The organism is Bradyrhizobium sp. USDA 4011 (assembly GCF_054063415.1).
The window spans coordinates 7,059,472-7,083,687 of record NZ_JBSSGG010000001.1; the positions used below are offsets into that span (position 1 = coordinate 7,059,472).

Consider the following 24,216-nt stretch of genomic DNA (forward strand, 5'->3'; position numbering starts at 1 on the left):
TTTTTCTTCGGAATATCGGAAGGTATGCGAGGCGCCGACGGAATGACAAAAGTGGGAATTTGGAATGGATATGGTGAACTGGCTGCCGGAGCATTCGGCTGCCTTGCAGGACTTGCGCGCCCGCGGCTTGTCCTATTCGGAAATCGCTGACACGATCAACGCAACCTTCAGCACGGCCTATACACGCAACGCGGCCCTCAGCCGGGCGCAGCGCATGGGATTGGTGGGCCTCGATCGGCCGGAGCCGTCCCTGCCAGGGCATCTCGATCCACCCAAGCCGGCCTTGCCGGAGCCTCCGAGGGTCGGGCGCTTGCGTGAAGGGCGGGCCGAGCTGAAGTCCGATCTGTTTCGCTGGCCGAAAAGCTTCACCGAAACGGTGGAGATGCCCCAACTTCGTTGCGCGGCGGTCGCGCCACGGCACCTTTCACTGTTCGACCTCAAGCGCGGAGACTGCCGCTATCCCTATGGCGGGGATGCCGACGGCGAAACCATGACCTTCTGTGGTCACCCGTGCCGGCCGGGCTCGAGCTATTGCACCCCGCATTTTCACCTGAGCCGCGATCCACAGGCATTGGCGCGGCCGGTCCTGAACGACGCCTGGCTTCAGGCTATCGGGGCCATCTGAGGCCGCTCACCTTCCGACTGATCGATGTCGGTCCACACAACCGCGGTCGCGCGGAAGACGCCTCGCGCTTTCATGACACACTTCGGAGGTCACCAATGCCGCGCGCAAGACGCCGGAAACCGTACGATCCCGCTGGAGCACACGATCGGCGCTCCCAGGATCTGCCCTTTAACGCCGAGGTCGCGACCGTCGAGATCGACGATCCCCTCGCGCTCGAGTCGGGCGAAAGGATCGTTGCCTTCCGCTCGATACGCGGCGACCCGCTCGGCCGGTTGCATGCACACCGGCAGATCGACGACACGCAGTATCGAAGCGGTCGGGCCTTCCAGAACGATTGGGAGAAGGCCGAGCGCGGCCCTCGCGCGGTGGATACGACGCGTGAATACGTTGACGGCGGTCAGCAACGTGAACCGATCACGGAGGGGCAGCGCCAGGCGACCTTGCGTCTGAACCGCGCCGAGCATGAACTCGGCGCCGACGGTTCGGCGCTGGTGCACGACGTCCTGATCCTCGGCATGACCATGGAGCAGGTTGGGCAGCGGCGCGGATTGCTTACGCAGCGCTGGCAGGACTATTTTGCGCGGCGCCTCAAGGAATGCCTCGATCGGCTGGCGCTGACGTATGGGCTTGTCACGCCGAGCAAGGTTCCGGTGAAGCACCGTCAATGATGATCTGAAATGAAGTGCTCACGTGCCGGGTGCCCCGCTCAGGCATCCGGCGCGGCAGTGATTCATCATGTTGCGGCACTGTGTTTTACCTCACGCTGAGCTCGTCCTGATTTACGTTGAAGACGGTCGACAGCAGCGCGGACTCTCATATAACTTCGTTCGCGTCGACGACCTGCCCGCATTCGCGGAGTGATTGCCTCTGGTGCAGGGGAATGGTCTGGTACATCCACAAGGGAGTTCGCAGCGGCCAAGCCCACCTTGATCGTATCCTGCATCGCGAACATCACGAGTAACGTGGGTCGATGCCGGCGCGGAGTCCAATCAATTGACCCAAGGAGAACCGAGCGATGAATCACATCGGAACCTGCTTTTGCGGCGCCGTCGAACTCAATGTCACTGGGGAGCCTGAGGCGATGGGCTACTGCCACTGCCGTTCATGCCGCTCCTGGTCCGGCGGCCCAGTGAATGCATTCAGCCTCTGGAAGCCCGAGGCGGTCGAAGTCACCAAGGGCGCCGATCATCTCGGAATGTTCGAGAAGACCGCGATGAGCCAGCGCAAATACTGCACCAAGTGCGGCGGTCACCTGATGACGAACCACCCGACGCTTGGGCTCGTCGACGTGTTCACGGCAACGATCCCAACGCTGAAGTTCAGCCCCAGCGTTCACGTCAACTATTCCGAGACCGTGCTGCCGATACGCGATGGCCTGCCGAAGCTGAAGGACTTTCCGGCCGAGTTCGGCGGCTCCGGCGAAATGATCGCCGAATAGCGCGATGGTTCTCGAGCAGGTGGCGACGGAGCGTCGCCACCTGCCGATGCCTTCCGGTCGCCGGACGCGCTGACGGATCCGGTATCCGGCGGCCTTCCTCGACATTCGAATCGTTCGGCCGCGTCGGCGCTGCCGGCACTGCGGGACCCCGTTGCCGGTGACAGCCATGTCAGGCGAAGGTCCCGCCCTGCAAAATCCGGGTTTGGTTTTGGTGACGGGCTTCCGCTAAAAGGCAGGCAGTGCCGGTCTTGGTAAGGGCCGGCGTATTTCGCCTGACAAAATAACAGAGGAAGCGTCGGATCATGACCAAACCAGAATTGCCAGGGCGCGCGCCGCGCGGGGAGGGAGTTCCGACGGCGCTCGATGGCCTGCTGGTGGTCGACTTTACCCGCGTCGTTGCCGGCCCGGCCTGCACGCAAACGCTGGCCGATTTCGGGGCCGAGGTCATCAAGATCGAAAATCCGGACGGTGGGGACGACACGCGCGCCTATGAGCACGCTGAAATTGGCGGGGAAAGCGCAGCGTATCTGAGCCTCAACCGCAACAAGCGCGGCATTGCGCTCGATTTCAACAATCCGGCCGCGCTTGAAGTCGCACGCGCGTTGATTGCCAAGGCGGACGTCATGGTGGAGAATTTCTCCGGCGGCGTGATGAAGAAATTCGGTCTCGACTATGCGTCGGTGTCGCCGACCAATCCGCGGCTGATCTACTGCTCGATCTCCGCCTACGGCCGCAAGGGTGATTTCGCGCTGCGCCCGGGCTTCGACCCGATTACGCAGGCCGAAAGCGGCTTCATGTCGCTCAACGGCTTTCCGGATGGCGAACCGGTGCGCACCGGGCCGCCGATCGTGGATATGGCAACCGGCATGTCGGCCTGCAACGCCATCCTGCTAGCGCTGATTGCGCGCGACCGGCTCGGTCGCGGCCAGCAGGTCGAGGTCGCGTTGATCGACACCGCGGTGTCGATGACTGGCTTCTACGGCATGGCCTATCTCATCAACGGCAACAACCCCGGCCGCTTCGGCAACTCACCGAACGGTTCGCCGACCGTCGGCGTCTACCGGGCGTCCGATGGTCCGCTCTATATGGCCTGCGCCAACGACCGGCTCTATCGCCGGCTCGTGACCGACGTACTTGAGCGCCCGGATCTCGTCACCGACCCGGAGTTTGCTCACCGCAAGGCGCGGACCGCCAACAAGGAGAAGCTGCGCGCCATCATCGCCAGCGTGTTTGCAAGCGACACGCTCGAGCACTGGATGGCAAAGATGAAGAAGGCCAATATTCCGGTTGGCTATTTGCGTACGGTCGAGGAAGGCTTCAACGCACCCGAGGTGCGCGATCGTCATCGCCTGAGCAAAATCGCGCATCCGACCGCCGGCTCGGTTCCGAACATCGAGTCGCCGGTCAATATGAGCCTGACGCCGGCGGTCGATCCTGTTGCGGCTCCGCTGCTCGGTCAGCACACCCGGGATGTGTTGAGCAAGACGCTTGGCTACGACGACCGACGCATCGCCGCGTTGGCCGAGGCAGGCGCGTTCGGCAAGCCAGGCAACACCGGCTAGCCGTTTGGTCTGAACCAAAGATCAGGTGCGCGCTAACCACCTGACCTGAGGCGAGAGGGAGGCCTCTCGCCTCGCAAGATGTCGTTCAGACGTCACGGGTCCCCGCCGCGTGCGGGCCGCCTTCGACCCGGGACTGGCCCATTCGGGACCTCAGTTCGGCTTGCTGCGCAAGTTGTTCCTTGGCATACTTTCAACTTCCTCGGGCTCCGCCCGATCAATCTCGAGACGGGCCATCCGGAGTATGAGGGTTGCCGTGGTCAGGCCAAGGCGTTCGGCCTCTTGCGCTGCGGTGTCGACCTTCTGGGCCAAGCCTTCACGTTTACCTGGGTATGCCATTCGTAATCCTCACTTAAGGTGCGAGATGAAAAATCCCACATACGTTGCAGAGCTGCAGAACAAGCTCGGAGCTCCATCGAGCGAAACACTGGAAAGCCTGCGACTGTTGAAGGCTTTCCTTCGACTTGCGCCCGACCAGCGTTCCGAGGTCATCGAGCTGGTCGAACGTTTGGCGGTTGAGCCGCCGCGCGATCCCTCACTGTCCTGAGGTGTTCGCGTTTTCCTGGATGTCAGTTGTTCATTGGCCTGGCGGGCGGCTGTGTCGCGATCACGTAGATTGCACCACCATCGAGCGCTTCGGATTGATGCCGGGTGCCGGCAGGCAGCAGGATGGTGTCGCCGGCACCGACGACCCGCTCACCGCCGTCCCAGATGAAGTTCAACCGGCCGCTGATGATCATCAGGATTTCATCGACCGGATGGGTATGGAAGTGATGCACCTTGCCAGCTGCATCATGCTGCAGCTCGACGGACCCCTGGGCCGGGAGCAGGTTCAGGATCTCCGGATCGATGGTAAATTCGGTCTTCGTGCCCGCGATGATTTGGGTCATGCTGCCTGTTCCTTGTTCGCGATGGCTGGCGTCTTGTTCTGCGCGAGCTTGGCAAAGGGGCAGCCTCCGCTCGCATTGTTGTCGTCGTGCAGGAAGTACTGCAGATACTCGCGGCCATCGGTCGCGCCGTAGCGGCCAAGGAGCGGAGAGGGGCTCGCGCTGTCGTACGGGATCAGGCGCTTGCGCACCTCGGCGAACGCGGCGGTCGCCGCCTTTTCCGTCCCGAGGATCTTATCGAACACCCAGCGCGGCTGGAACGTGAGCATGAAGGCGCTGGATCGGCGGCTCTGGCGCATCACATGGGCCGGGGTCGTGCATACGACGAAGATCGGCTCGCCCGCGAACGAGAACTCCCACATCGGATGGTCAATCTGCTCCGGAATGTCGGACGGCCACGGGTTCTTGTCCAGGCGCGCGAGTTGGTCGAGCGTCAGCCACATTTTGCGATAATAGGCGTCGAGCGTTTGTACGGGGCGGGGCCGCGTGAACACGATCAACGAGGTATTGGGACCGAACGAGCGCGCCTCTGAGACATATTGTGCGAGCTGCTCGCCGAGCACCGCGACGTCATACGGATCGAGGAACAGATAGCGGAGCTGATCCTGGCGATGTCCGGTCACCCCGAACACGCAAGGGAACGGCCTTGCCTCGCTGCTCATCTGCGCTTCAAACTCGGAGAACATCACGCTTTGCCAGCTGCTGACCGGAAAGCTTGACGCGACCTCGCCTTTTCTCAAGAACAAGCGCTCCATAACACCCCCTACACTCATAACGACACTAACGAGCTATCAACTTGCTTCTCATCAATAGCGGCCCGGCAATGCCCGGCAGCGACATGAGAAGCAGAATGACGATCAAGGCGCTGTAGCCGCCGTCACCGATCGTGGCCGTGTTGTGCACGGCGTCGGTTCCGGAGGCGTTGCTGGCGGCGAGCATCGCAAAGCCGATGATCGGCTGCGAGACACCGGCGAAGATCCCGGCAGCGGTGGTGTTCACGGAAGCGCCGACACCGATCAGGTCGGAAGTATAGAGCTTCTTCACGCATTTCAGCACCAGCGGGACGGTGCCGCCGGCGACGAGCCCCAAGGCCGTGAACACGACGGTGACGTAGGCCAGACCAAACGTCCGGGCGACCTGCGGCAGCAGCATCGCGATCAGAAGCATGCGCAATACGCAAATGCCGATCAATGCGCGGTCGAGCGCCGCCGCGGCACGATCGGCGGCGTGACCGAGGAAGACCGAGCCGAGCGCATTGCCGATCATGAAGGCGAGCAGCGGCGTGCCGGCAGCCGTCGGAGAGATATGGAAAAAGTGGGCGACCATCGGAATGCCCCAGACGCCCGACAGCGTCGTCACAACCGCGAAGTGCGACGCAAACGTCATTGCACAACCCCAGTTCGCGATATGGGCCAGCGATTGCCGCGCAGCGATCACGACGCCCTTCAGCGTCTTGTTGCTATGCGATGCCGCATCAGGCTTGAGCGCGAGCTTGGCGAAGGCAAGGTTGGCGAGACCAATGCAGGCGATGAACAGGAAGCAGGCCCGCCAGCCGAACCCCGAGACGGCGGCTGCGAGCGGCGTGGTCGCGATCACGCCTCCAACATAGCCGGAGACCTGCGAGATGCCCGACATCATGCCGAACCGCTCGTCAGCGAAACTCTGTGCCACGAGCTTGAGGAGTGCCGTGAAGACCAGCGCATCGCCGCAGGCGACAATCAGGCGCGCAGCAAAAACGTCGAGCAGGTTCGGCGCCAGCGCGAACGCTGCACTGCCGAGCGACGAGGCGATCATGCTGAGGAGGACGACGCGCTTGACGCCGTAACGATCGACCAGCAGGCCGGCCGGAATCTGCATCAAGGTGTAGCCCCAGAAATAGCTCGACGCGAGCATCGCAACACCGGCCGCATCGGTGCCGAAGTCGTGCATGAAACTGAGGCTTACCGATTGCGGTGACACCCGCTGCAGGAAGGCAATGGCGTAGGCGATGGCCACTGCCGTCCAGGCGAGATAGGCGCGGTCAGTGAAGCGCGACGCCGGGGCGTAAATGGCTTGTTGTCCGAGCATCGACATCACACCCTCGCGTAACCCACCGAGAACAGGGCATCTGCCGAATTCGGAATCTTCCTCGACATCGCAGCATCGACCAGTGACGCGGTGCCACGATAGGCCTGCCGATGGTGCTTAATGTGGCCGTAAGCGCCCCGCATGATCATGTCGGGCAGTTCGAGCGGCTTGCCCGGATAGAGTGAGGTGCACATCTCGACACAGGCCGCCTGCAACGCCGCGTCCTGCGCATCATCGAGCAACGATGGAGTCACTTTTTCGCAAATTTTAGCGTTCGCTGCCCAGACGATCGGATTGCGGGTCCGCCAGCCGTAGAGCACGTTGCCGTCGGCCCTCTCGGCGGCGCCCGAGCACTTCAGAACTTCCGCCGTAAAGAAGCCGTAGAGGCCGCGGCCCTGATGCGCCGGGAGTACCTCTGTCCCGCTGCGATAGATTCCAAGTCCGGCCGACATCTGCAGGATGCAGTAGACCGAGAAGGCCACGAGGCCGGAACCGTCATAGACGAGGATCAGGCTGTACTTCTGGTCGAAGGGTGAGGAGGTTGCCGTCCAATGCGGCTCGGTGGCCTGCCAGTTGACGGCAATGATGCCGTTCATGGCGTCCATCAGCGGCTGGCGGTCGCGGACTTCGATCCGGGAGGCATCGGGTAGACTGTAGATCGCGTAATCCGCCCAAGGCGATTTGATCGCCTCGTATCCGCTGCCCAGATTTCGCGACATGGCAGAACTCCAGAATTCCATTGCAAGCTATACAGGGCGGCCTCGAATGGCTTAAAGGACAATATGCCCTCGAAAACTGCCAAGCCGCCCCGGCCCGAGCCGCGCGACAAGAAAGCGACACGTCGGATCGCGATCGTTGCCTTTCCGGGCGTGACCTTGCTTGACATCTCGGGGCCGGCTCAGGTGTTCGCGGAGCTGGAGGCGATCGAACTGCCCGGGCCGAACTATTCGCTGTCCTATCTGTCGACTTCAGGTGGCTTAGTACCGACTGATGTCGGCATGATGATCGACACGGCGCCGATCGCCAGTGTTGCGCCCGCCGAGGTCGACACGCTGGTGATCCCCGGCGGACCCGGCATCTGGAAGATCCGCAACGACGCCGAGTTGATGAAATGGATTGCGGAGGCGCTGCCGAAGGCGCGCCGTATCGCGTCAGTCTGCCTTGGCGCATTTGCGTTGGCGTGGACCGGGATTCTGGACGGCAAACGTGCTGCAACGCACTGGCGCTATTGTCCGCGTTTGCAGGACAGCTTTCCCGACATCCGTGTCGAGCCCAACGCGATTTTCGTCAAGGATGGACATGTCTGGTCGTCGGCGGGTGTCAGCGCCGGCATCGATCTGGCGCTCGCGATGATCGAGGAGGATTTCGGCCACACCATCGCGCTCGATGTCGCGCGCAGACTTGTGGTTTTTCTGAAGCGGCCGGGCGGTCAGAGTCAGTTCTCGACCGTCCTTGCGGCCCAGGCCTCGGACGTCGAGGGACGCTTCAGCGCGCTGCATGCCTGGATCATCGAGAACATCACGAGCGACCTCAAGGTCGAGACCCTTGCGGAAAAGGCCGGGATGACGCCGCGCACCTTTGCCCGGACCTATGTCAGCCGCACCGGCATGACACCTGCCAGCGGTGTCGAGGCGCTGCGCGTTGAGACCGCGCGCTTGCTGCTCGAAAGCCGCCAGATCGGCGGCGTGGTCGAGGTTGCCAAGCGCGCGGGATTTGGCGACGACGAACGAATGCGGCGGGCCTTCCTGCGCCACCTCGGCGTGTCGCCGACCGAGTACCGAAACCGGTTCTCGGGCAGCTAGCGCGTCGGGCGGCTCAGGAGGCGGCCGCTTGGTGTCGAAACCCGATCCATCTCGCAAGCGAATAGCTGGCCTTCGCTGGCCGGATTCGTGGGTCAAGGTGGTAGCTTTTCCGGTTTGTCTGCGGCTAATGTGCCGGCCAAATCGGGAGAAGAAACGACCATGAATGACGGGACCCCCATTCCGCAGGCGCGCAACGTCGAACTCGGCGCCAGCGGCGAGGAATTCCAGAACCTGCACGAATTCGCGCAAAAGGCCCGCGCCAGGCTAAACCAGAACGCTTGGGACTATATCGTCGGCGCCTCGGAAACCGAGACCACGATGCGCCGCAACAGGATGGCGCTCGACGAGATTGCGTTCCGGCCGCGCGTGCTGCGCAACGTCATCAATGTGGATCCATCCACCGAGGTCTTCGGCCGCAAGCTCCGGCTTCCCGTGATGATCGCGCCTGTCGGCGCGCTCGAGATCTTCGATCCAGAGGCGGGCGCGGCCGTCGCGCGCGGAGCGGGAACGTTCGGCGCGGCGCATATGCTGAGCTCGGTGTCGGAGCCGGGGCTGGAGAATACCGCCAAGGCGGCGCCCGATGCCTTGCGCATCTTCCAGCTCTATGTGCGCGGCGACGATGCGTTCGTCGAGGATGTGGTTAGCCGCAGCATCGACAACGGCTACGCTGCGTTCTGCCTCACCGTGGATACCGCCCATTATAGCCGGCGTGAGCGCGACATCGCCAAGCGCTACGTCCGTGAAAGCCGCATCCGCGCCACCGGCGGCGATTTCCAGAAGGGGCTGGAATGGCGGACGGTGAAGTTGATCAAGGACAAGTTCAAGATTCCGCTCATCCTCAAGGGAATCGCCACCGCGGAAGATGCCAAGATCGCCCTCGATCACGGGGTCGACTGGATCTACGTCTCAAATCACGGCGGACGGCAGCTCGACCACGGCCGTGGGTCCATGCACGTCCTGCCCGAGATCGTTCAGGCCGTCGCAGGCCGCGCCAAGATCATGGTCGATGGCTCGATCTGCCGTGGCACCGACATCGTGAAGGCCATCGTCTCGGGAGCCGATCTCGTCGGGATCGGCCGCCTGCAATGCTGGGCGCTCGCCGCGGCCGGCGAGGCAGGCATTGTCCGGATGCTTGAACTGCTGGAGGACGAGGTGATCCGCTGCCTCGGTCTGCTCGGCGTCACCAGCTTCGCCGAATTGGACAAGTCTTATCTGCATCCGGCGACGCCGACCAATCTGCCGGGCGTGTTCAGCGCATTCCCGCTGCTCGATATAGATCCCTACCGCTATTGAGCCGCGCCGTTGCGACGACATATGGAGTGATGACGCGATCGGGGCGCCGGGCACCTCGAGGGCGCCGGCTCGCCGTCAATCCGTGGTGTCCATGAAGCCGCCGCTGCGAAGACAAAGTCTGATGCAAATGCCGCATTAGTCGAAGCGAATGGCAAACAATCCATTCGCTGAATTTTCACTTGAGCGCGCGATCGCCTTGCGCTGGACCCTCCGTGATATCCATGCCGGCCGGCTCAAACTGTCGCCGGTCAGCGACGAGGATCTGGGCGTCCTCATCGAACTTGGCCTGGTCGAACTGTATGACGACCAACCCGAGCTGACGGAGGCGGGGGCCTCGGTGCTGAACGACTGAACGGGCCGATAGCCTAGCGCGCGTTCAGGAAGCTTTCGCCGGAGTTGCACGGCGCGCACTGATAGGTCAGCACGTCGTAGACTTGGTCGCGCGGCTCGATCAAGGCGAGCCGCATTTGCGTGCCGCACTTCATGCACGGCATCTCTATGCTGGTCTTGAAACGGGTGCAGGTCGGTGTTGGACGAACGGCGCGCAGCATCGGATCCCCTTATTCCCCACAAGAGACGCGAACGCGACCAACGACGAGGCCGAATCACTATGCCACAGTGCTGACACGATTGGAATCGGCCACCGGCGCAGTCCAGCCGCTGCTAGGTAAATTTTCCTTGGCTGCAAGAAGTGGGCCTCTCATGGTTTGGCGATACGGCGCTGACGCGGCCACAATCTATGCTAACCTCGGCAGACGCTTTTTTCAGGGGGCGCGGTCATGATTGAGCCGAAGCTTGAAGTTCCCGCCGAGTTGCGCGATCTGGCGGAAAAGACCATCGACCAGGCCGAACAGGCCTTCAGCCTGTTCTTTGATGCCGCGAGCAAGTCGATGACGGCGATGCCGGGCACGGGTACCGAGATTTCAAAACAGGCGCTGTCGTTCACCGAGCAGAACATGAAGGCGGCGTTCGAGCATGCGCGCAAGCTCGTGCACGCGACCGATCTGCAGGAGGCGATGCAGATCCAGTCGGAATTTCTGCGCAGCCAGTTCACCAATGCCGGCGAACATATGCGGCAGATCAGCGGAAGCGTGATGTCCGCAACCAAGGACGCTACGAAAGGCAAGTTCTAGGGCGGCAGCCTTCGCGGCGCGTCGACGCCTAGCGCCGGCGCGCTGCAGCAACGCCGAGCAGAAAAGCGACAAACAGGCTTGCGAGCGGCGCTTCGCGCGTGACCGCGCTCACGGTCGCGAGGACGCCGCCCGGCCTGCGCGAGGTTGCAATCGCGTCGCTGAGGCGATCGGCCGCCGCTCGAAGTCCGTCCGACACCTCCGTGACGGTGCGCGAAACGTCCGTCGCGGTGTCGATCGCCCGTTCGCCGAGTGTGGGCTGAAGCGGAGACTCGGGTGTTTCGGAGTTCATGTGCCGTGCCGCGATTTCACTAAAGGTTGGGTGGCCGCTACCCTGGCTATCCACGCGTGCGCGTGGCGACGGCCGCATATCGGGAAAATTCAGCAGCTGCGGATTGGTTCCACCAAGATGCCTCGCTTTCGCATCGGGAACAGGAAACTTACGCGTCGGTTGCGGCTTGTTTCCATGGAGAAGACGATGATGACAATGCAGGCGCATGGCATGGCGGATGGCCGTTCGGTCAAGCATCGAAATCGGCACGGCGGAACGCCGCTGTTGATCGCGGCTCTGGTTGCGATCCTCGGCGTGCTGGGCATGCTCATGGTCGACCACGGTCCGTGGAGCAAGCCGAAGGTGCCGCCGGCCGCTTCTGCCAACTATTCAACGACGGGCGAGGCGGCACGTGCGGCGGGCGCAAAGGTAATGCCGACCGAGCCCCCGGCACCGATTGAGCCTGATCCACCCGGCCCAAAGCCCGCTCAGCCGGCAAATCCGAGCACACCGCAATAGATGCGGGCGCTCCCGAGATTGCATCCGACGCAAAGTGCAGGAATTGACTCGTCGGGCAAATCAGCGGCACAAAGCTATAGCCGAAATACTGCGGGACGATCAGCGCACGCTGACGAGCATGCCCCACGCCGCGGCGAACCCGGCACCGACGAGAACCAGCACCGGACTGTCGCAGAAGATGCCGCCATACTGGCACATGGCGGTACCGATCGAACCGATCTCATGATGGCCCGCTGCATAGAACAGGCCGGACAGGACCGCGAGCACGGCAGCAACGAAATACATCGGCGCTTCCTCCTTGCAATCTGACTGCGGCTCGGGTCGACCGACGCGAGCTAAAACTGTCCTGACGTCGATCCAAATGTTGTGAGCCGCTTGTCCGCTTGACGCGTCGGGCAACTCAGCGGCACACTGACATCATCGCAACAAGCATACGGCCGATCGGCGCAGCTCGTATTGCGATTCCGGATCATGTGCCGACTTTTGGTCGAAGCGGTTTCTCACCGTCGAAGCCGACGCATCACATTTTACCGATCGCGTTCAGCTCGCAAAAACATTTGACACGTCGGGCAACTCAGGGGCATAATCCGAAAATCAGAAATTGTTGAGCCCGCGCGGAGCAATCCGCGGCGGGCTTTTTGTTTGCCGTTTCACCAATCGGACGGCGGCCGCAACGTCACGACGCCACATCCTCCCAGCCCGTCGCCTGAGCGTCGCAAGCGAGCCGCCGTCCGAACCCATTGAAACGAGCATGAAATTGGCCGGTGCGCGCGAACGCGCCGGTCCTGCGGCGCGGCGAAAGCCGGCGCCGCCCGCGGCCCCACTCGTCAGGGATAAGGTTCGCGCCCCGAAGATCGCCGCCTGCTGCGCGATCTGCCGCATCTTTAATTCGATGGCCGCGCTGGTGCGCTGCCGGCCGATCAACGAGGTTTGCATGACCGCCTATCTGATATCGCTCGCGCTTGCGGGCTTGTTAGCCCTCGTCCTGTGGGAGACAGCCGCATGAGTGCTGAGGTCATTCAGTTGATTCCGCGCCCACGCCGGGATCGCGAGCAGACGGATTTTCCTACGATCGCATTCCGCTTGACGCTGCCCGACCCAGAGGCGGAGCACGTCGACACGGCCCCGAGTGAGTATCTCCCGTCCGATTGGCAGGAGAAGTAGGTTGGCAAAGTCGGTTACGCAAATCCGTTCGCTGGCGCGGAGCCATACGAGAAGCGCACTCAACGCACTGGTCGGTGTGATGCGATCGACCAGCGCAACTCCGGCTGCCCGCGTCTCCGCAGCCAATGCCATCCTCGATCGCGGCTGGGGCAAAGCGCCGCAGGCGATCGAAAATGGTGACGGGGCGCTCGAACTTGTGCACCGCATCGAGCGAGTCATTGTTGAGCCCGAGGAGGTTGAGGGCGAAGATACCTGAGAGCGGCGGCCGCAGTTCATCCAACCCCAACGGATTGCTTGAGTTGCTTCGTCGAAGGTCTTTCCGAGACGTTCAATCACATCATCGAGAACTCGGGCCGCTATCGGGGCTACTCGCGGCATCGTGTGCCCGGTTCTGCGGGGTTGCTCTTACCTACGTGCCAGCCGGCATGATATCAATCATGGCGTGTCCAAGCAGAGCGCCGCTATGGCGAGGGGCCAATGTGGCTTGTCCAAAGCTTTGTTGAGGTGCTCTTCTACTTCATCGTCGATGTGATTGGATATACCGTGGCGCGGCTCATCGTGCCGGTCGTCTCGTTTGGACGAATTCGGGTGGCCGCCTACAATTGCGACGAAGGAGAGTTTGGTTGGCCTGGCGGCCGGCGTGACGGTTTTGGGCGGTTGGAACTCGGGGCCGGCGTCGCAAGTGGGATCGGCCTTGTCATCTGCGCGCTCTATCTGGCCGCGGTTTTATGGTTCGTAGGATGATGTAACGAGCCTATTTGGGCGGCCCGTTTCGTATTTTTTGCGAAGAGATATTAGTCGGCTTGATCAAACGAGTGATCTGTTGCGCCAGCCTTGCGGTGGCCGCGCATTCTGCCGCCGATCGCCTTAACAGGCGTTCTTCATCCCCAAGATATCAGAGCGTTCGAGGCGACGTGTCGACGGTCTCGGTGTTGCGGGCCCGTTTAACCTGGATCACGCAATGGCGATCGCAATGCTGCGGGAACGCCAAACTGGGCGTCTCGCGAATGCCGAAGATTGGCAATTGCTCTGCGCTATTTCGTGGAATGTTCCGGTACCTTTAGCTGAAGTGGAGATTGCTTGTGTGGCAATTGTTCTTGGATGAGTTCGCGAGGCGGCTTATATCGCAAGCCGTGAAGGGCGAGGGCTGGAAGGCGTTCCAGGAGCTCTTCCGCAACGATCTGAGCAAGCCGGAAGCGTATGCTGACCGGATTAAGCGGGAGTTCGGTCTCCGCGATTATCCTCAAGCGCGGGCTCTCTAAGATTCGCCTGTCGTGCCGTTCGTTCCGTCGGCTTCGATTCCGCAAGCGGGTTAGCCTGCGACATTCGACGAACGCTTCGGGACCTTCGCGGGTGCGCCTCCGGCTTTGACCAGACCGCTGAGTCCATTCAGCGGACAGCCAATGCGGCATTTGCCGCCGTCAGTGTTTGGTCTTCCGGACGCCTCAAGGGCGGCAAATAGCAATCTGACCGACTGGCTTGCCGACCTGCTCAGGGCGCGCCCTCGTCCACGACCGTTCAAGCGAGATGGTCACCGCTCGGTACCAAGCGGGCGTCCGATCCGATTTGCCCTATCGAGAGCAGCCTTGTCGATCCTGAAAATTCCAACCGCAAAAGTGTTCGAGCCGCTGCTTCGGCCGGCGCGCTACAAGGGGGCATTCGGCGGCCGAGGATCGGGAAAATGCGTGATCTGGGACAAGGTTCTCGGCCTTGGGACGACGCCGCAACTTGCGGGAGACGTGAGCACCTGGGCTGGCATGATCATGGGCTTCTATTTCGGAAAGCGAACGTTTGAGAACGTCGCCCGCATCATACGACGGCGATCCGATGCATGAAGCCGATGTCAAAGCAATCGTCATGGAAACGTTGATCGAGCAGGATCGGGTTCGCCGAAGCGACATCGATGCCGTTGTGGTGAAGACCATCGCGACAGTCCTGACTTCATTTGGATTTGAGGAGGGGGACCGACGAGAATTGCGCGCAGACTTTCAGCACCTACGGCGATGGCGAAAGAGCGTGGAGCAGGCGCAAAGCTATACTTTCAAAGCGGTGATCACCGTGATCGCTACCGGCTTTCTCGGTGCCGTTTGGCTGGGGATCAAAGCCACGCTCGGAAAGTGACCTGTCTCATCGTCAACGCGCGGCGGATCGATTTCCAGGGGCCATGAATCCGGGCACCTTGATAGATAACGAATTTTCTCAGGGTGCAGAAATGTATCGGATACGTGAGGTCGACGCACAGGACGATGAGGTCGCGGAATCGCTCGCCGAGCTGCATCAGCTGATATTCTGCGACGGGACCCGTGTACCGGACTTCGACCAGGGATACTGGTGGATTGGTTTCCGTGGAGCGAAGCCGATTGCGTTCGCGGGCGTCGTTCCCTCGACTCATATTGCAAATGCTGGATATCTGTGCCGCGTTGGCGTCGCGATGCCGCACTGCGGCCACGGCCTGCAAGTGCGGCTTACTCGCGCGCTGGAAGCGCGAGCGCGGCGGGCCGGCTGGAGGGCGATCGTCTCGGATACGACAGACAATCATTTCTCGGCCAACAACTTCATCCGGCAGGGCTATCGCCTCTTCGAACCTGCCTCGCCCTGGGCATGGCAGCACACGCTGTATTGGCGGAAGGAGCTCGTCTAGATCCCGTGAGGTGGTCGGGTCATTGCCGACAATTCGACGACGTAGAGTGCCCGGCGGCCAAAGCCACCGAGCGTTTTCGCGTTTCTGAGCCGTAGCTAGCGCCCTAGCAGGCCGCAGTCGTTGGTTGGAGTTTGGGCTACGCATCGAATCTTGGGCGAAAGGATGCTACATTGGTTTGGCGCGTGCGGACGAAGTCTCGTTGGAGGCGTTCCCGCAAATGGGCGCCTTGCGGCAGTCGTGGGTCTCGAGCATTGAATTCGCGAGACGCAGGCTTGTGCGTCTTGATCTCTGGTGATCGGTCGATAAACTGCGCAGTACGGCTCGATCGCACCGCGCGAATACCTAGGAGATCGAACGAAGGAAGAGACCATGGTTGAGGTTGGCCGCGGATTCGACGCGAAGGTGCCGCCAGGTCCGGATATGGGTCGTTATTCGACCATGGTCGCACGAGCCAGGGCGCTTGTTCCGGCTTTGCGTGAACGGGCGTCGCAGACCGAAGAACTGCGCCGGCTGCCACCGGAGACCGAACGCGATCTGCATGATAGCGGCCTTTTCCGGATCCTGCAGCCCAGGCGCGTCGGGGGCAGTGAACTCGACTATGTTGCATTGGTCGATTGCGCCGATGCGCTGGGGCAGGGAGATGCCTCGGTGTCCTGGAATTTTGCCAACCTTGCAAGTCACCACTGGATGCTGGGTATGTTCGCGCCTGAAGCGCAGAGCGCGGTGTGGGGCGAGAATCCAGATACGCTGATAGCGTCTTCCTTTATTTTCCCTGCAGGCCGTGCCAGGAAAACAAGTGGCGGATATGTGTTGAGTGGTCACTGGCCGTTCTCGTCCGGAGTGGAGGCGTGCGGATGGAACATGCTCGCAAGCGTGGTTGCGTCGGATGACGATGCCGATGGCGTCGAGTATCGGCTATTCCTATTGAACAGACGGGACTACAGCATCGACGACACCTGGAATGCGGCTGGTCTGCGCGGTACAGGGTCGAACGACGTGCGGGTAACTGATGCATTCGTTCCCGAGCATATGACGGTTGCCGTCAGCGATCTTGCGGGTGGCGCAACGCCTGGCAGTGTTGTCAATCCGAATGCGCTCTACATGCTTCCGGTCTTCTCGTTGTTCCCCTACGTGTTGTCTGGTGTCGGTCTGGGCAATGCCCAGGCTTGTCTTGACGATTACGTCGAGATCGCGCGACACCGCGCTTCAACATATAACCGAGCCAAGATCGGCGACCTGCAGAGTACACAGATCAAGATTGCCGAGGCATCTGCGAAAATAGATGCCGCGCGGCTCATTATGCGTACGAATTGCATTGAGGTGCTTGCGAAGGTCCGGCGTGGCGAGATCCCGAGCATAGCAGGGAAGACGAGGCTTCGGCGCGATGGCGCATTCGCGGTCAATCTGTGTACCGAAGCAGTGTCACTTCTATTTGCAGCGAGCGGGGCGCGCAGCCTGTTCACCTCGGGAGCACTGCAGCGCCAATTTCGCGATGCGCATGCAGTGAACTCACATCTCGCGTTCAATTTCGACGCGGCAGGCACCAACTATGGGCGAGTTGCTCTTGGGCTGCCGTCTGAAAACCTGACGCTTTGAGGCCAGCCGGATGTCTGACTCACCCAAACATCCGCCGGACCCGGCCACTGAACTCGCAAGCGACAGTTCGGCGATTGATCCCCGCGACTTTCGCAATGCCCTCGGTATGTTTGCGACCGGTGTGACAATCGTCACCGCGATGTCGACCGAAGGACGTCCGTACGGAATCACTTGCAATTCCTTTGCGTCGGTGTCGCTCAACCCCCCACTCGTGTTGTGGAGCCTGGGGATGTTTTCGCAGGGACTGCCGATCTTTCAGAATGCCAGCCATTTCACGGTCAACGTTCTTGACGCGTCGCAGCAGACGCTGGCGATAAAGTTTGCCAGATCATCGGGTGACAAATTCGCCGGTGTGAGTTGGTCACCAGGCCTTGGGAACGCCCCCGTGCTTGCCAACGCGGTCGCAAATTTCCAATGCCGGGCTGCCAACCGCTACTACGGCGGCGATCACGTCATTTTCCTCGGGGCGGTGGAGGCCTACGCCTATAACCGGAACAATCCGCTGCTGTTCGCGCAGGGAGGTTTTGGCCGGTTTCTGGCCGACGATGACGGCAACGCATCATGAATCGAAAGGCGCCCGTCAAGCGAGCTCGTGCCAAGCAGAGGCGGCTGTCGGCCGACGATCGTCGCAGCGAATTCGTCAGCAAGGCGACAGATCTTTTCGCGGAGGAAGGATTTGGCGGCGGCACGCGTGCCCTCGCTGGCAGGCTCGGCGTAACGCAACCGTTGCTCTATCGCTACTTTCCGAGCAAGGACGATCTCATCAAGGAGGTCTACCGCAAGGTCTATCTCGAGCCTCTCGAAATCGGCTGGGAAAAGTTGCTCTCCGACCGGTCGCGTCCACTCCGCGTGCGGCTTCAGGAATTTTACGAGTCTACACGGACGCCATCTTCGACCGGAAATGGCTGCGGATCTATCTCTACTTTGGACTGAAGGGCCTCGATATCAATCGTTGGTATGTTGGCATGGTCAAGGACAATATCCTGACACGCATCCTCAGGGAATGCCGCCACGACGCCGGCCGCGCCACGCAGAGCAGGCCAAGCGCCGCCGAACTGGAGCTGGCCTAGGTGTTTCACGGCGGCATCTTCTACTACGGTGTACGCAAGTACATCTACGAAGCGCCCGTCCTCGAGGACAAGGCGCAGATGATCAGTGATGCGCTGGATCTTTTTCTGGCGGGATTTGAGAGGGTGGCGGAGGGTGCAACCGATCGTCGGCGGGCGCCGATCAAGGTCGTCGGCTGAGCCGGATTACCTTGCCGCCATCTGGTCCCGATACCAATCTCCAATCTCGCTCGCCGTCATGAGCGCGACGCCGTCATGGCCGATTACGTAATCGAGCAGGGCCTCCAGGTACTTGATTCGATGTGGTACCCCCGTGATGTAAGGATGCACCGAGATTGCCATGATCCGCGCGTTCTCTGCGCCTTCGAGATACAACCGATCGAACTGGTCGGTACAGCGCGTCAGGAACTGTTCCGACGGCAGGTGCTGTAGCGCGTGAATGACGATGTCGTTGGTCTCGACGGAATAGGGAATCGTCGTCACAGTTCCGTGCGGTGTCGCGATGTCCTGAGGAAGATCGTCGATCACCCAATCGGCCACATATTCGATCCCGTTGAGGCGCAGGAGATCGAGTGTTTCTTCGGTCTCGGTCAGGCCGGGGCTTTCCCACGATCGCGGCGGCTTGCCCGCAAATGCGGCGATCGTGTCGACAGCACGCTTGATCGCATCCGCCTGGTCCTCGACCTTGTGCATTGGGCCCTGCACGAACCCATGCACCATGAATTCGAAGCCCGCCTCGCGCGCCGCCGACGCCACGCGCGGATAGCTGTTGCAGACGTTGGCATTCGTGGCCAGCGTCACCGGTATCTTTCGGTCGGTGAGGGCCTTGAATTGCCGCCAGAAGCCGGCGCGCATGCCGTATTCATGCCACGACCAGTTCGGCACGTCAGGCAGCAGCGGCTGGCCCATCGGTGGGCTCAGCACGGTGCGCGGCATCGCATTTTCGATACGCCATTCCTCGACATTGAGGATGACCCAGACAGCAAGCTTCTTGCCATCAGGCAATGCCAGTTTCGGTCGGTCGATCTGAGCTTGGTACGGAATGCGATCGGTGAAAGCCATGTCGAAACTCCTTAGGTCACTCGGATGATCCGGCGGCGGCGTTGATCCGCGGCAAGACCTTCTCGGCCATCAGGATCATCGATTGGCGGCCAAGCTCGCGATCCTTCCAGTCCTTGCCGGCATAGAGCAAGGTTCCGAAGGTGCCGATCTCTTCCTGGAATGCCAGCAATTGGTCGGCTACGCTTTCAGGCGTGCCGTAGATGATCAGCTTCTCGCAGATCGATTCGAGGGTGACCTCCGAGTCTAGTTGATCCCGTCTCGTCTTGAACAGTTCGAGCCGGCCGCCGCGCTTCAGCTTCGTGAACAACCGGTGATAATAGTACACGTAGGGGCTATCGGGCGACGTGGCATAGGCCTTCGCGGTTGCTGCGTCCTTTGCAACGAACACGCTCTTGGCAACGCGCCAATTGGCGGGATCGGCGACCCGGTTCACACGCTCGCAACCCTCGACGTATTTCGGCCAATGGCTCTTCACCCAGGCAGGCATCAGGAAGTTCGCCGAGATCGGATCCCAGCCGCGCGCAGCGGCTTCCGTGACGCCCTTTGAGAACGGCGCGACCGCGGTCACCATGATCGGCGGGTGAGGGGTTTGCAATGGGCGGGCTACGAATCCCTGCCCAATGTCCTCGATCAAGGTTCGATGGACCGAGACGTTCCAGTATCTGCCCTGCAGATCATAGGGCGGCTTGCCTGCCCAGATATCGAGAACCTGATTGATCGCCTCCAGGAACATGGCATTGCGGTCGGCATCGAGATTGCCGAACACCTCCGCGTCGGACAGCAATCCGCCGGGGCTTATTCCGAGTATGAAGCGGCCATCAAGCATGTGATCGAGCATGGCGACGGATGCGGCAACCGCTGCCGGATGAGTGTTCGGCATGTTGATGGTGCCGGTTCCAAGCCTGATCTGCCGGGTTGCGGCTGCGAGCCAGGCAATGAACGCAATGCTGGAGGTGATGTTCTCAGCTTTGTCGGTGACGTGCTCGCCGACATACGCCTCCGTGAACCCGAGTTCGTCCGCGAGCAGGAAGGCTTCCCGATCCTCCCGGAGCGATTGCCGCCAATCCTTGTCGAGAGGATGGATCGGCATCGTAAAGAATCCGAGCTTCATCATCCGCCTCCCATTGCGTTGAACTTTAGTTGGCAAGGAACCTGCGGCCTTCCCAGGGCCAAGACAAGCCCCGCTTCGTAAATAATCACTCGATAAACAAACTTGACCTTTGAGGGGGGCGGCCCTCTAATCGGGCAAACCAAATTGGGCCGGGAGGCCACGCCCACATGAAGGCTGCGGCTTTCGCCTACGCCCGCGCAACCAGCGTCGTGAATGCGCTGGAGTTGCTCGCCGCGCATGGCGACAAGGCGAAGGTTCTGTCGGGTGGCCAGAGCCTGATACCGGCGATGAATCTGCGGCTCTTATCCCCGGACATCCTGGTCGATATCGGCGGCCTCGCCGAGTTGCGCGGCATCGCGGTGAGGGGAGACCTGCTGGTTGTTGGTGCGCTGACCCGACATGTCGACCTGCTCAGATCGACAGACGTCGCGCTGCACGCGCCGCTGCTGCGGGACGCCGTTCGCTACGTCGCTCACCCCCGCAATTCGCAATCGCGGAACGATAGGCGGTAGCCTTGCGCATGCCGATCCGGCATCGGAGCTGCTGGCCTGTGTTATCGCGCTTGACGCCACGATCGTTGTTCGCGGCCCGACGGGCGAGCGTCGGATTGCCGCGACCGAGTTTTTCAAGGGCATCTACGAAACGGCGCTGTCGTCGGACGAATTGCTTGTCGCGATCGAGGTGCCAGTCGCGGGCCAGGGCTCGACATTTTTCTTTCAGGAGTATGCCCGCCGGCATGGTGACTACGCCGTCGTTGGTCTTGCTGCGCGGGCTGCTGTTGCAGCCGGCAGATTCACGGATCTTCGGCTCGGCTTCTTTGCGGTCGGTGACCGGCCTCTGCTAGGGGCGGCCGCAGGTCGGTTGATCAATGCATCCGTGACCTCTGCCTTGCTTGCAGAAGCGGCGACAGCGCTGGCCGATGAACTCGATCCACCGGAGGATCAGCAGGCGACCGCGGCGATGCGCCGACATCTTGCTACAGTCTTGCTCCGGCGCTGCGTGGCCGCATTGCTGGCGCGGCCCGATCTGGCAGCGGGAGCGACCGGATGAGCACTCCGGTGTCGGTTTCGCTTCTGGTCAACGGCGAGCCCATTGATGCATTTGTATTGCCGCGTCTCAATCTCGCTGATTTCCTCAGGGAAAATCTGAAGCTGACCGGAACCCATGTCGGTTGCGAGCACGGCGTTTGTGGTGCCTGCACGGTCCGGATTGATGGCGAGATCGTCCGCTCCTGTCTGATGCTGACGGTCCAGGCGCAGGGGGCGTCAGTCGAGACAATCGAGGGGCTGTCCGACAGCGGTGAAATCGCCGATCTTCAGGCGGCCTTTCGCGAACGCAATGCATTGCAGTGCGGCTATTGCACGCCCGGGATGCTGATGACGGCGCAGGACCTGCTGAAGCATTTGCCCGTGCCTGATCGCCAAGCGATCCGCGAGCATCTTTCCGGCAATTATTGCCGCTGTACCGGCTATCAAGCCATTGTGGACGCGGTGGAGGCGACAGCCAGGATGCGCGCGGAGCGACCGGCATGACGGTGACCCGTGCGCCAGCGGAGACACGTTCGGTGCTCGATCGCCCGAACTCCTATATCGGAAAGACGGTGCCGCGGCCGAACCTCGACAGGTTGCTGCAAGGGCGTGGACAGTATGTCAGCGACCTGGAATTGCCGTGGATGGCGCACGTAGTTTTCTTACGGTCGCCCTATGCCCACGCCAGAATTGTGGCGATCGATGCCGACGCCGCACGACGTATGTCCGGCGTCATTTCCATCGTCACGGGTCGAGAGCTTGAGGCAGTCATCACGCCATGGGTCGGCGTGCTCTCGCATCTGAAGGGATTGAAGTCGGCGCCACAGCATGCGATCGCGATCGATCGGACCTGCTGGCAGGGTGAGGCAGTCGCGGCGATTGTCGCAACCAGCCGTGCGGTGGCTGAAGATGCAATGGAGCAAATTGCCGTCGACTACGAGGAGCTCGAGGGCGGTCACCGACATGTGCACTGCGCTCGATCCGGCAACGCCTGTCATTCACGCCTCGCTCGGTGACAATCTCGCTTTTGAACGGACCCTCAACGCCGGCGATGTCGACCAAGCATTGTCGGGGTCGGAGGTCGTCGAAGCCGACTTCGTGTTCGGGCGCCACACCGGCGTGACGCTTGAACCGCGAGCGGTGGTTGCCGACTGGAATGCGGCCGAGGCGCGGCTGACGATCTATCAGGGTACACAGGCGCCCCACATGGTGCAGAACATTGCAGCCCTGCATCTCGGACTAAGGGAAGCGCAGGTCCGGGTGGTCTGCAAAGATGTCGGCGGCTCGTTCGGCATCAAGGTCCACATCTACGCCGACGAAATGGCGACCTATGCGCTGTCCAAGCTGCTACGGCGGCCGATCAAATTCGTGGCTGACCGTGTGGAGAGCTTCAACACGGACATTCACGCTCGCGATCATCGATGCAGGGGCCGGATCGGCGTCAAGCCGGACGGCACCATCACGGCCTTCGAGATCGACGACCTGACGGGGATCGGTCCCTATTCGATGTATCCGCGCACCAGCGCCATCGAGGCCAATCAGGTGGTCAATCTGGTTGGGGGGCCATATGTCACCCCGAACTATCGGGCGCGAGCGCGCGTCGTCTTCCAGAACAAGAACGTGATGTGTCAGTACCGGGCGGTCGGACACCCGATTGCCTGTTCGGTCACCGAGGGTCTGGTCGACCTTGCCGCAGCGAAGATCGGCATGGACCCCATCGAGATCCGCCGGCGCAATTTGATCCCCGATGACGCCTATCCCTGTGCATCACCCTCCGGCATGAAATTCGAGCAGCTTTCGCATCACGCCTCGCTGGCCAAGCTGCTGCAGATGATGGATTACGACGCATTGCGTGCTGAGCAAGGGACGTTGCGGGCCAGAAATATTCACCGCGGCATTGGAATCGCCAGCTTCATTGAAGTCACCAATCCCAGTGCTGCCTTTTACGGCGTCGGCGGCGCGAAAATCTCGTCGCAGGATGGCGTTGCGGTTCGGCTCGACGCGCAAGGCTCGGTGATCTGCCAGACCAGCATCACGGAGCAGGGGCAGGGCTCGGAATCGCTGACTGCCCAGATCGTGGGCAGCGTGCTGGGCGTTTCGATGGAACGGGTCCGCGTGATCCTGGGCGACACCGACAACACGCCCTACGGTGGCGGTACCTGGGCCTCGCGCGGTGCCGGCATCGGCGGCGAAGCCGCGTTGCAGGCCGCCAAGGCCCTACGCCAGAATATCCTTGATATCGCCGCGGCCATCCTGCAATCGACGCCGGGCGGGCTCGATATCGTCAACAACAGCATCGTCAGTGCCGACGACGGCGTGCCACGGATCGAGCTGAGCGAATTGGCGCGGATCGTCTATTTTCGGCCGGATACCCTCCCGCCGGGCATCCAGCCTGAGTTGATGGCGACCCGACATTTCGTGCCGCGCCAGTATCCGTTCGCATTCACCAACGGGGTTCAGGCCTCTTGGCTCGAGGTCGATGCCGAGACCGGGTTCGTGACGCTGCTGAAGCATTGGGTCGTCGAAGACTGCGGCACCATCATCAACCCGCAACTGGTCGACGAGCAGATCCGGGGCGGGGTCGTGCAGGGGCTCGGCGCGGCGCTGTTCGAGAAATGCATCTATGACGAGCGTGGTCAGCTGACCAACGCCAATATGGCGGACTACCTTGTCCCGATGTCCGGCGAGATGCCCGATATCGAGATTGGCCACGTGGTGTCTCCGACGCAGGAATCTGAGCTCGGAGCCAAAGGGGCGGGTGAGGCAGGGACAGCCGGCGCGGCAGCTGCGGTTGCCAACGCGGTCAATGACGCGCTGCGGCCGTTCGGCGCAACAATTACCGAGATTCCGCTCACGCCTCAGGTTATCCTGACCGCCTTGGGACGGATCTGAGGTGGAGACGTTCCGGCAAAGATAACGATAAACAAAGCACAGACAGTTCTTGGGGAGGAATAGT

Annotated in this window: 33 protein-coding genes and 2 pseudogenes; 26 read left to right on the plus strand and 9 right to left on the minus strand. The window is 61.6% G+C overall.

The features are described from left to right. The first annotated feature begins 64 nt into the window (after positions 1-64). The 5 genes from ACVW1C_RS33225 (at position 65) to ACVW1C_RS33245 (ending at position 4,169) form a co-directional block, all read left to right on the plus strand. Positions 65-625: a GcrA family cell cycle regulator gene (locus ACVW1C_RS33225; protein ID WP_456761874.1), complete on the plus strand. Its 561-nt coding sequence runs from the start codon at positions 65-67 to the stop codon at positions 623-625. A 95-nt stretch (positions 626-720) separates the two neighbouring features. Continuing rightward, positions 721-1,293, plus strand: a complete 573-nt coding sequence (locus tag ACVW1C_RS33230) for a DUF6456 domain-containing protein (RefSeq protein WP_456761875.1) — start codon at positions 721-723, stop codon at positions 1,291-1,293. 347 nt (positions 1,294-1,640) lie between these two features. Next, complete coding sequence (locus ACVW1C_RS33235) at positions 1,641-2,063, plus strand: GFA family protein (RefSeq protein WP_456761876.1); 423 nt, start codon at positions 1,641-1,643, stop codon at positions 2,061-2,063. A gap of 299 nt (positions 2,064-2,362) precedes the next feature. Then, complete coding sequence (locus tag ACVW1C_RS33240; protein WP_456763239.1) at positions 2,363-3,625, plus strand: CaiB/BaiF CoA transferase family protein; 1,263 nt, start codon at positions 2,363-2,365, stop codon at positions 3,623-3,625. Positions 3,626-3,986: 361 nt separating this feature from the next. After that, positions 3,987-4,169 (plus strand): hypothetical protein, encoded by a 183-nt coding sequence (locus ACVW1C_RS33245; protein WP_092115610.1) that lies wholly within the window; start codon positions 3,987-3,989, stop codon positions 4,167-4,169. A 22-nt stretch (positions 4,170-4,191) separates the two neighbouring features. Here ACVW1C_RS33245 and ACVW1C_RS33250 read toward each other — a convergent pair whose 3' ends face one another. The 4 genes from ACVW1C_RS33250 to ACVW1C_RS33265 are packed head-to-tail and all read right to left on the minus strand — an operon-like array spanning position 4,192 to position 7,295. After that, positions 4,192-4,512 (minus strand): cupin domain-containing protein, encoded by a 321-nt coding sequence (locus ACVW1C_RS33250; protein ID WP_456761877.1) that lies wholly within the window; start codon positions 4,510-4,512, stop codon positions 4,192-4,194. Continuing rightward, positions 4,509-5,249, minus strand: a complete 741-nt coding sequence (locus tag ACVW1C_RS33255; RefSeq protein WP_456761878.1) for a YqcI/YcgG family protein — start codon at positions 5,247-5,249, stop codon at positions 4,509-4,511. The genes ACVW1C_RS33250 and ACVW1C_RS33255 overlap by 4 nt, the downstream gene beginning before the upstream one ends. A gap of 40 nt (positions 5,250-5,289) precedes the next feature. Beyond that, the gene (locus ACVW1C_RS33260; protein ID WP_456761879.1) at positions 5,290-6,582 is read right to left on the minus strand and encodes an MFS transporter; all 1,293 of its coding nucleotides are present in this window, start codon (positions 6,580-6,582) and stop codon (positions 5,290-5,292) included. Then, positions 6,582-7,295, minus strand: coding sequence for a hypothetical protein (locus ACVW1C_RS33265; RefSeq protein WP_456761880.1), 714 nt, complete (start codon positions 7,293-7,295; stop codon positions 6,582-6,584). The genes ACVW1C_RS33260 and ACVW1C_RS33265 overlap by 1 nt, the downstream gene beginning before the upstream one ends. Before the next feature lie 63 nt (positions 7,296-7,358). Here ACVW1C_RS33265 and ACVW1C_RS33270 point away from each other — a divergent pair, with 63 nt between their 5' ends. The 3 genes from ACVW1C_RS33270 to ACVW1C_RS33280 all read left to right on the plus strand — a co-directional run bounded on the left by ACVW1C_RS33270 (position 7,359) and on the right by ACVW1C_RS33280 (position 10,023). Then, positions 7,359-8,378: a GlxA family transcriptional regulator gene (locus ACVW1C_RS33270; RefSeq protein ID WP_456761881.1), complete on the plus strand. Its 1,020-nt coding sequence runs from the start codon at positions 7,359-7,361 to the stop codon at positions 8,376-8,378. 159 nt (positions 8,379-8,537) lie between these two features. Further along, positions 8,538-9,671 carry an alpha-hydroxy acid oxidase gene (locus ACVW1C_RS33275; protein WP_456761882.1) on the plus strand — a complete coding sequence of 378 codons (1,134 nt, stop codon included), beginning with the start codon at positions 8,538-8,540 and terminating at the stop codon, positions 9,669-9,671. Positions 9,672-9,819: 148 nt separating this feature from the next. Further along, positions 9,820-10,023, plus strand: coding sequence for a hypothetical protein (locus ACVW1C_RS33280; protein ID WP_456761883.1), 204 nt, complete (start codon positions 9,820-9,822; stop codon positions 10,021-10,023). A gap of 13 nt (positions 10,024-10,036) precedes the next feature. Here ACVW1C_RS33280 and ACVW1C_RS33285 read toward each other — a convergent pair whose 3' ends face one another. After that, a complete protein-coding gene (locus tag ACVW1C_RS33285) occupies positions 10,037-10,222 on the minus strand; it encodes a hypothetical protein (protein ID WP_050419149.1) in 186 nt (61 codons plus the stop codon). A 228-nt stretch (positions 10,223-10,450) separates the two neighbouring features. Here ACVW1C_RS33285 and ACVW1C_RS33290 point away from each other — a divergent pair, with 228 nt between their 5' ends. After that, positions 10,451-10,804 carry a phasin gene (locus tag ACVW1C_RS33290; RefSeq protein ID WP_456761884.1) on the plus strand — a complete coding sequence of 118 codons (354 nt, stop codon included), beginning with the start codon at positions 10,451-10,453 and terminating at the stop codon, positions 10,802-10,804. A 28-nt stretch (positions 10,805-10,832) separates the two neighbouring features. On the opposite strand, the gene ACVW1C_RS33295 is transcribed toward ACVW1C_RS33290, so the two are convergent. Beyond that, complete coding sequence (locus ACVW1C_RS33295; RefSeq protein WP_456763240.1) at positions 10,833-11,093, minus strand: hypothetical protein; 261 nt, start codon at positions 11,091-11,093, stop codon at positions 10,833-10,835. Between the two features lie 597 nt (positions 11,094-11,690). Next, positions 11,691-11,876 carry a hypothetical protein gene (locus ACVW1C_RS33300; RefSeq protein WP_229164048.1) on the minus strand — a complete coding sequence of 62 codons (186 nt, stop codon included), beginning with the start codon at positions 11,874-11,876 and terminating at the stop codon, positions 11,691-11,693. A 466-nt stretch (positions 11,877-12,342) separates the two neighbouring features. Between ACVW1C_RS33300 and ACVW1C_RS33305 the strand changes: the two genes are divergently transcribed. The 12 genes from ACVW1C_RS33305 (at position 12,343) to ACVW1C_RS33360 (ending at position 18,239) form a co-directional block, all read left to right on the plus strand. Next, positions 12,343-12,597 (plus strand): hypothetical protein, encoded by a 255-nt coding sequence (locus ACVW1C_RS33305; protein ID WP_456761885.1) that lies wholly within the window; start codon positions 12,343-12,345, stop codon positions 12,595-12,597. Continuing rightward, a complete protein-coding gene (locus ACVW1C_RS33310; RefSeq protein WP_456761886.1) occupies positions 12,594-12,755 on the plus strand; it encodes a hypothetical protein in 162 nt (53 codons plus the stop codon). Before ACVW1C_RS33305 ends, ACVW1C_RS33310 begins: the two co-directional genes overlap by 4 nt. 1 nt (position 12,756) lies before the next feature. Beyond that, entirely contained in the window at positions 12,757-13,011 is a 255-nt protein-coding gene (locus ACVW1C_RS33315) for a hypothetical protein (protein WP_456761887.1), read from the plus strand. A gap of 221 nt (positions 13,012-13,232) precedes the next feature. Continuing rightward, positions 13,233-13,499, plus strand: coding sequence for a hypothetical protein (locus ACVW1C_RS33320; protein WP_456761888.1), 267 nt, complete (start codon positions 13,233-13,235; stop codon positions 13,497-13,499). 217 nt (positions 13,500-13,716) lie between these two features. After that, complete coding sequence (locus ACVW1C_RS33325) at positions 13,717-13,860, plus strand: hypothetical protein (RefSeq protein WP_456761889.1); 144 nt, start codon at positions 13,717-13,719, stop codon at positions 13,858-13,860. A gap of 298 nt (positions 13,861-14,158) precedes the next feature. Beyond that, the gene (locus ACVW1C_RS33330) at positions 14,159-14,590 is read left to right on the plus strand and encodes a hypothetical protein (protein ID WP_456761890.1); all 432 of its coding nucleotides are present in this window, start codon (positions 14,159-14,161) and stop codon (positions 14,588-14,590) included. Then, on the plus strand, positions 14,583-14,876 hold the full coding sequence (locus ACVW1C_RS33335) for a hypothetical protein (protein WP_171947666.1): 294 nt from the start codon (positions 14,583-14,585) through the stop codon (positions 14,874-14,876). The genes ACVW1C_RS33330 and ACVW1C_RS33335 overlap by 8 nt, the downstream gene beginning before the upstream one ends. A 43-nt stretch (positions 14,877-14,919) precedes the next feature. Then, a complete protein-coding gene (locus ACVW1C_RS33340) occupies positions 14,920-15,396 on the plus strand; it encodes a GNAT family N-acetyltransferase (protein ID WP_456761891.1) in 477 nt (158 codons plus the stop codon). Between the two features lie 369 nt (positions 15,397-15,765). Further along, positions 15,766-16,992 (plus strand): acyl-CoA dehydrogenase family protein, encoded by a 1,227-nt coding sequence (locus ACVW1C_RS33345; RefSeq protein WP_456761892.1) that lies wholly within the window; start codon positions 15,766-15,768, stop codon positions 16,990-16,992. Positions 16,993-17,002: 10 nt separating this feature from the next. After that, positions 17,003-17,557 carry a flavin reductase family protein gene (locus ACVW1C_RS33350; protein ID WP_456761893.1) on the plus strand — a complete coding sequence of 185 codons (555 nt, stop codon included), beginning with the start codon at positions 17,003-17,005 and terminating at the stop codon, positions 17,555-17,557. Then, the gene (locus tag ACVW1C_RS33355; RefSeq protein WP_456761894.1) at positions 17,554-17,925 is read left to right on the plus strand and encodes a TetR/AcrR family transcriptional regulator; all 372 of its coding nucleotides are present in this window, start codon (positions 17,554-17,556) and stop codon (positions 17,923-17,925) included. The genes ACVW1C_RS33350 and ACVW1C_RS33355 overlap by 4 nt, the downstream gene beginning before the upstream one ends. Positions 17,926-18,062: 137 nt before the next feature. Next, positions 18,063-18,239: a hypothetical protein gene (locus tag ACVW1C_RS33360; protein ID WP_456761895.1), complete on the plus strand. Its 177-nt coding sequence runs from the start codon at positions 18,063-18,065 to the stop codon at positions 18,237-18,239. A 6-nt stretch (positions 18,240-18,245) separates the two neighbouring features. On the opposite strand, the gene ACVW1C_RS33365 is transcribed toward ACVW1C_RS33360, so the two are convergent. Beyond that, a complete protein-coding gene (locus tag ACVW1C_RS33365; RefSeq protein WP_456761896.1) occupies positions 18,246-19,121 on the minus strand; it encodes a polysaccharide deacetylase family protein in 876 nt (291 codons plus the stop codon). A gap of 16 nt (positions 19,122-19,137) precedes the next feature. Continuing rightward, positions 19,138-20,232: an LLM class flavin-dependent oxidoreductase gene (locus ACVW1C_RS33370; protein WP_456761897.1), complete on the minus strand. Its 1,095-nt coding sequence runs from the start codon at positions 20,230-20,232 to the stop codon at positions 19,138-19,140. A gap of 167 nt (positions 20,233-20,399) precedes the next feature. On the opposite strand from ACVW1C_RS33370, the gene ACVW1C_RS33375 reads away from it, so the two are divergent. The 5 genes and pseudogenes from ACVW1C_RS33375 to ACVW1C_RS33395 all read left to right on the plus strand — a co-directional run bounded on the left by ACVW1C_RS33375 (position 20,400) and on the right by ACVW1C_RS33395 (position 24,152). Beyond that, a complete protein-coding gene (locus ACVW1C_RS33375) occupies positions 20,400-20,744 on the plus strand; it encodes an FAD binding domain-containing protein (protein ID WP_456761898.1) in 345 nt (114 codons plus the stop codon). After that, positions 20,632-20,862, plus strand: a pseudogene (locus ACVW1C_RS33380) (FAD binding domain-containing protein); the annotation flags it as partial. The gene ACVW1C_RS33375 and the pseudogene ACVW1C_RS33380, both read left to right, overlap by 113 nt. Positions 20,863-20,895: 33 nt before the next feature. After that, a complete protein-coding gene (locus tag ACVW1C_RS33385) occupies positions 20,896-21,282 on the plus strand; it encodes a hypothetical protein (protein WP_456763241.1) in 387 nt (128 codons plus the stop codon). Continuing rightward, complete coding sequence (locus ACVW1C_RS33390) at positions 21,279-21,764, plus strand: (2Fe-2S)-binding protein (RefSeq protein ID WP_456761899.1); 486 nt, start codon at positions 21,279-21,281, stop codon at positions 21,762-21,764. The genes ACVW1C_RS33385 and ACVW1C_RS33390 overlap by 4 nt, the downstream gene beginning before the upstream one ends. Further along, a pseudogene (locus ACVW1C_RS33395) lies at positions 21,761-24,152 on the plus strand (xanthine dehydrogenase family protein molybdopterin-binding subunit). The gene ACVW1C_RS33390 and the pseudogene ACVW1C_RS33395 overlap by 4 nt, the downstream one beginning before the upstream one ends. Positions 24,153-24,216 lie beyond the last annotated feature (64 nt).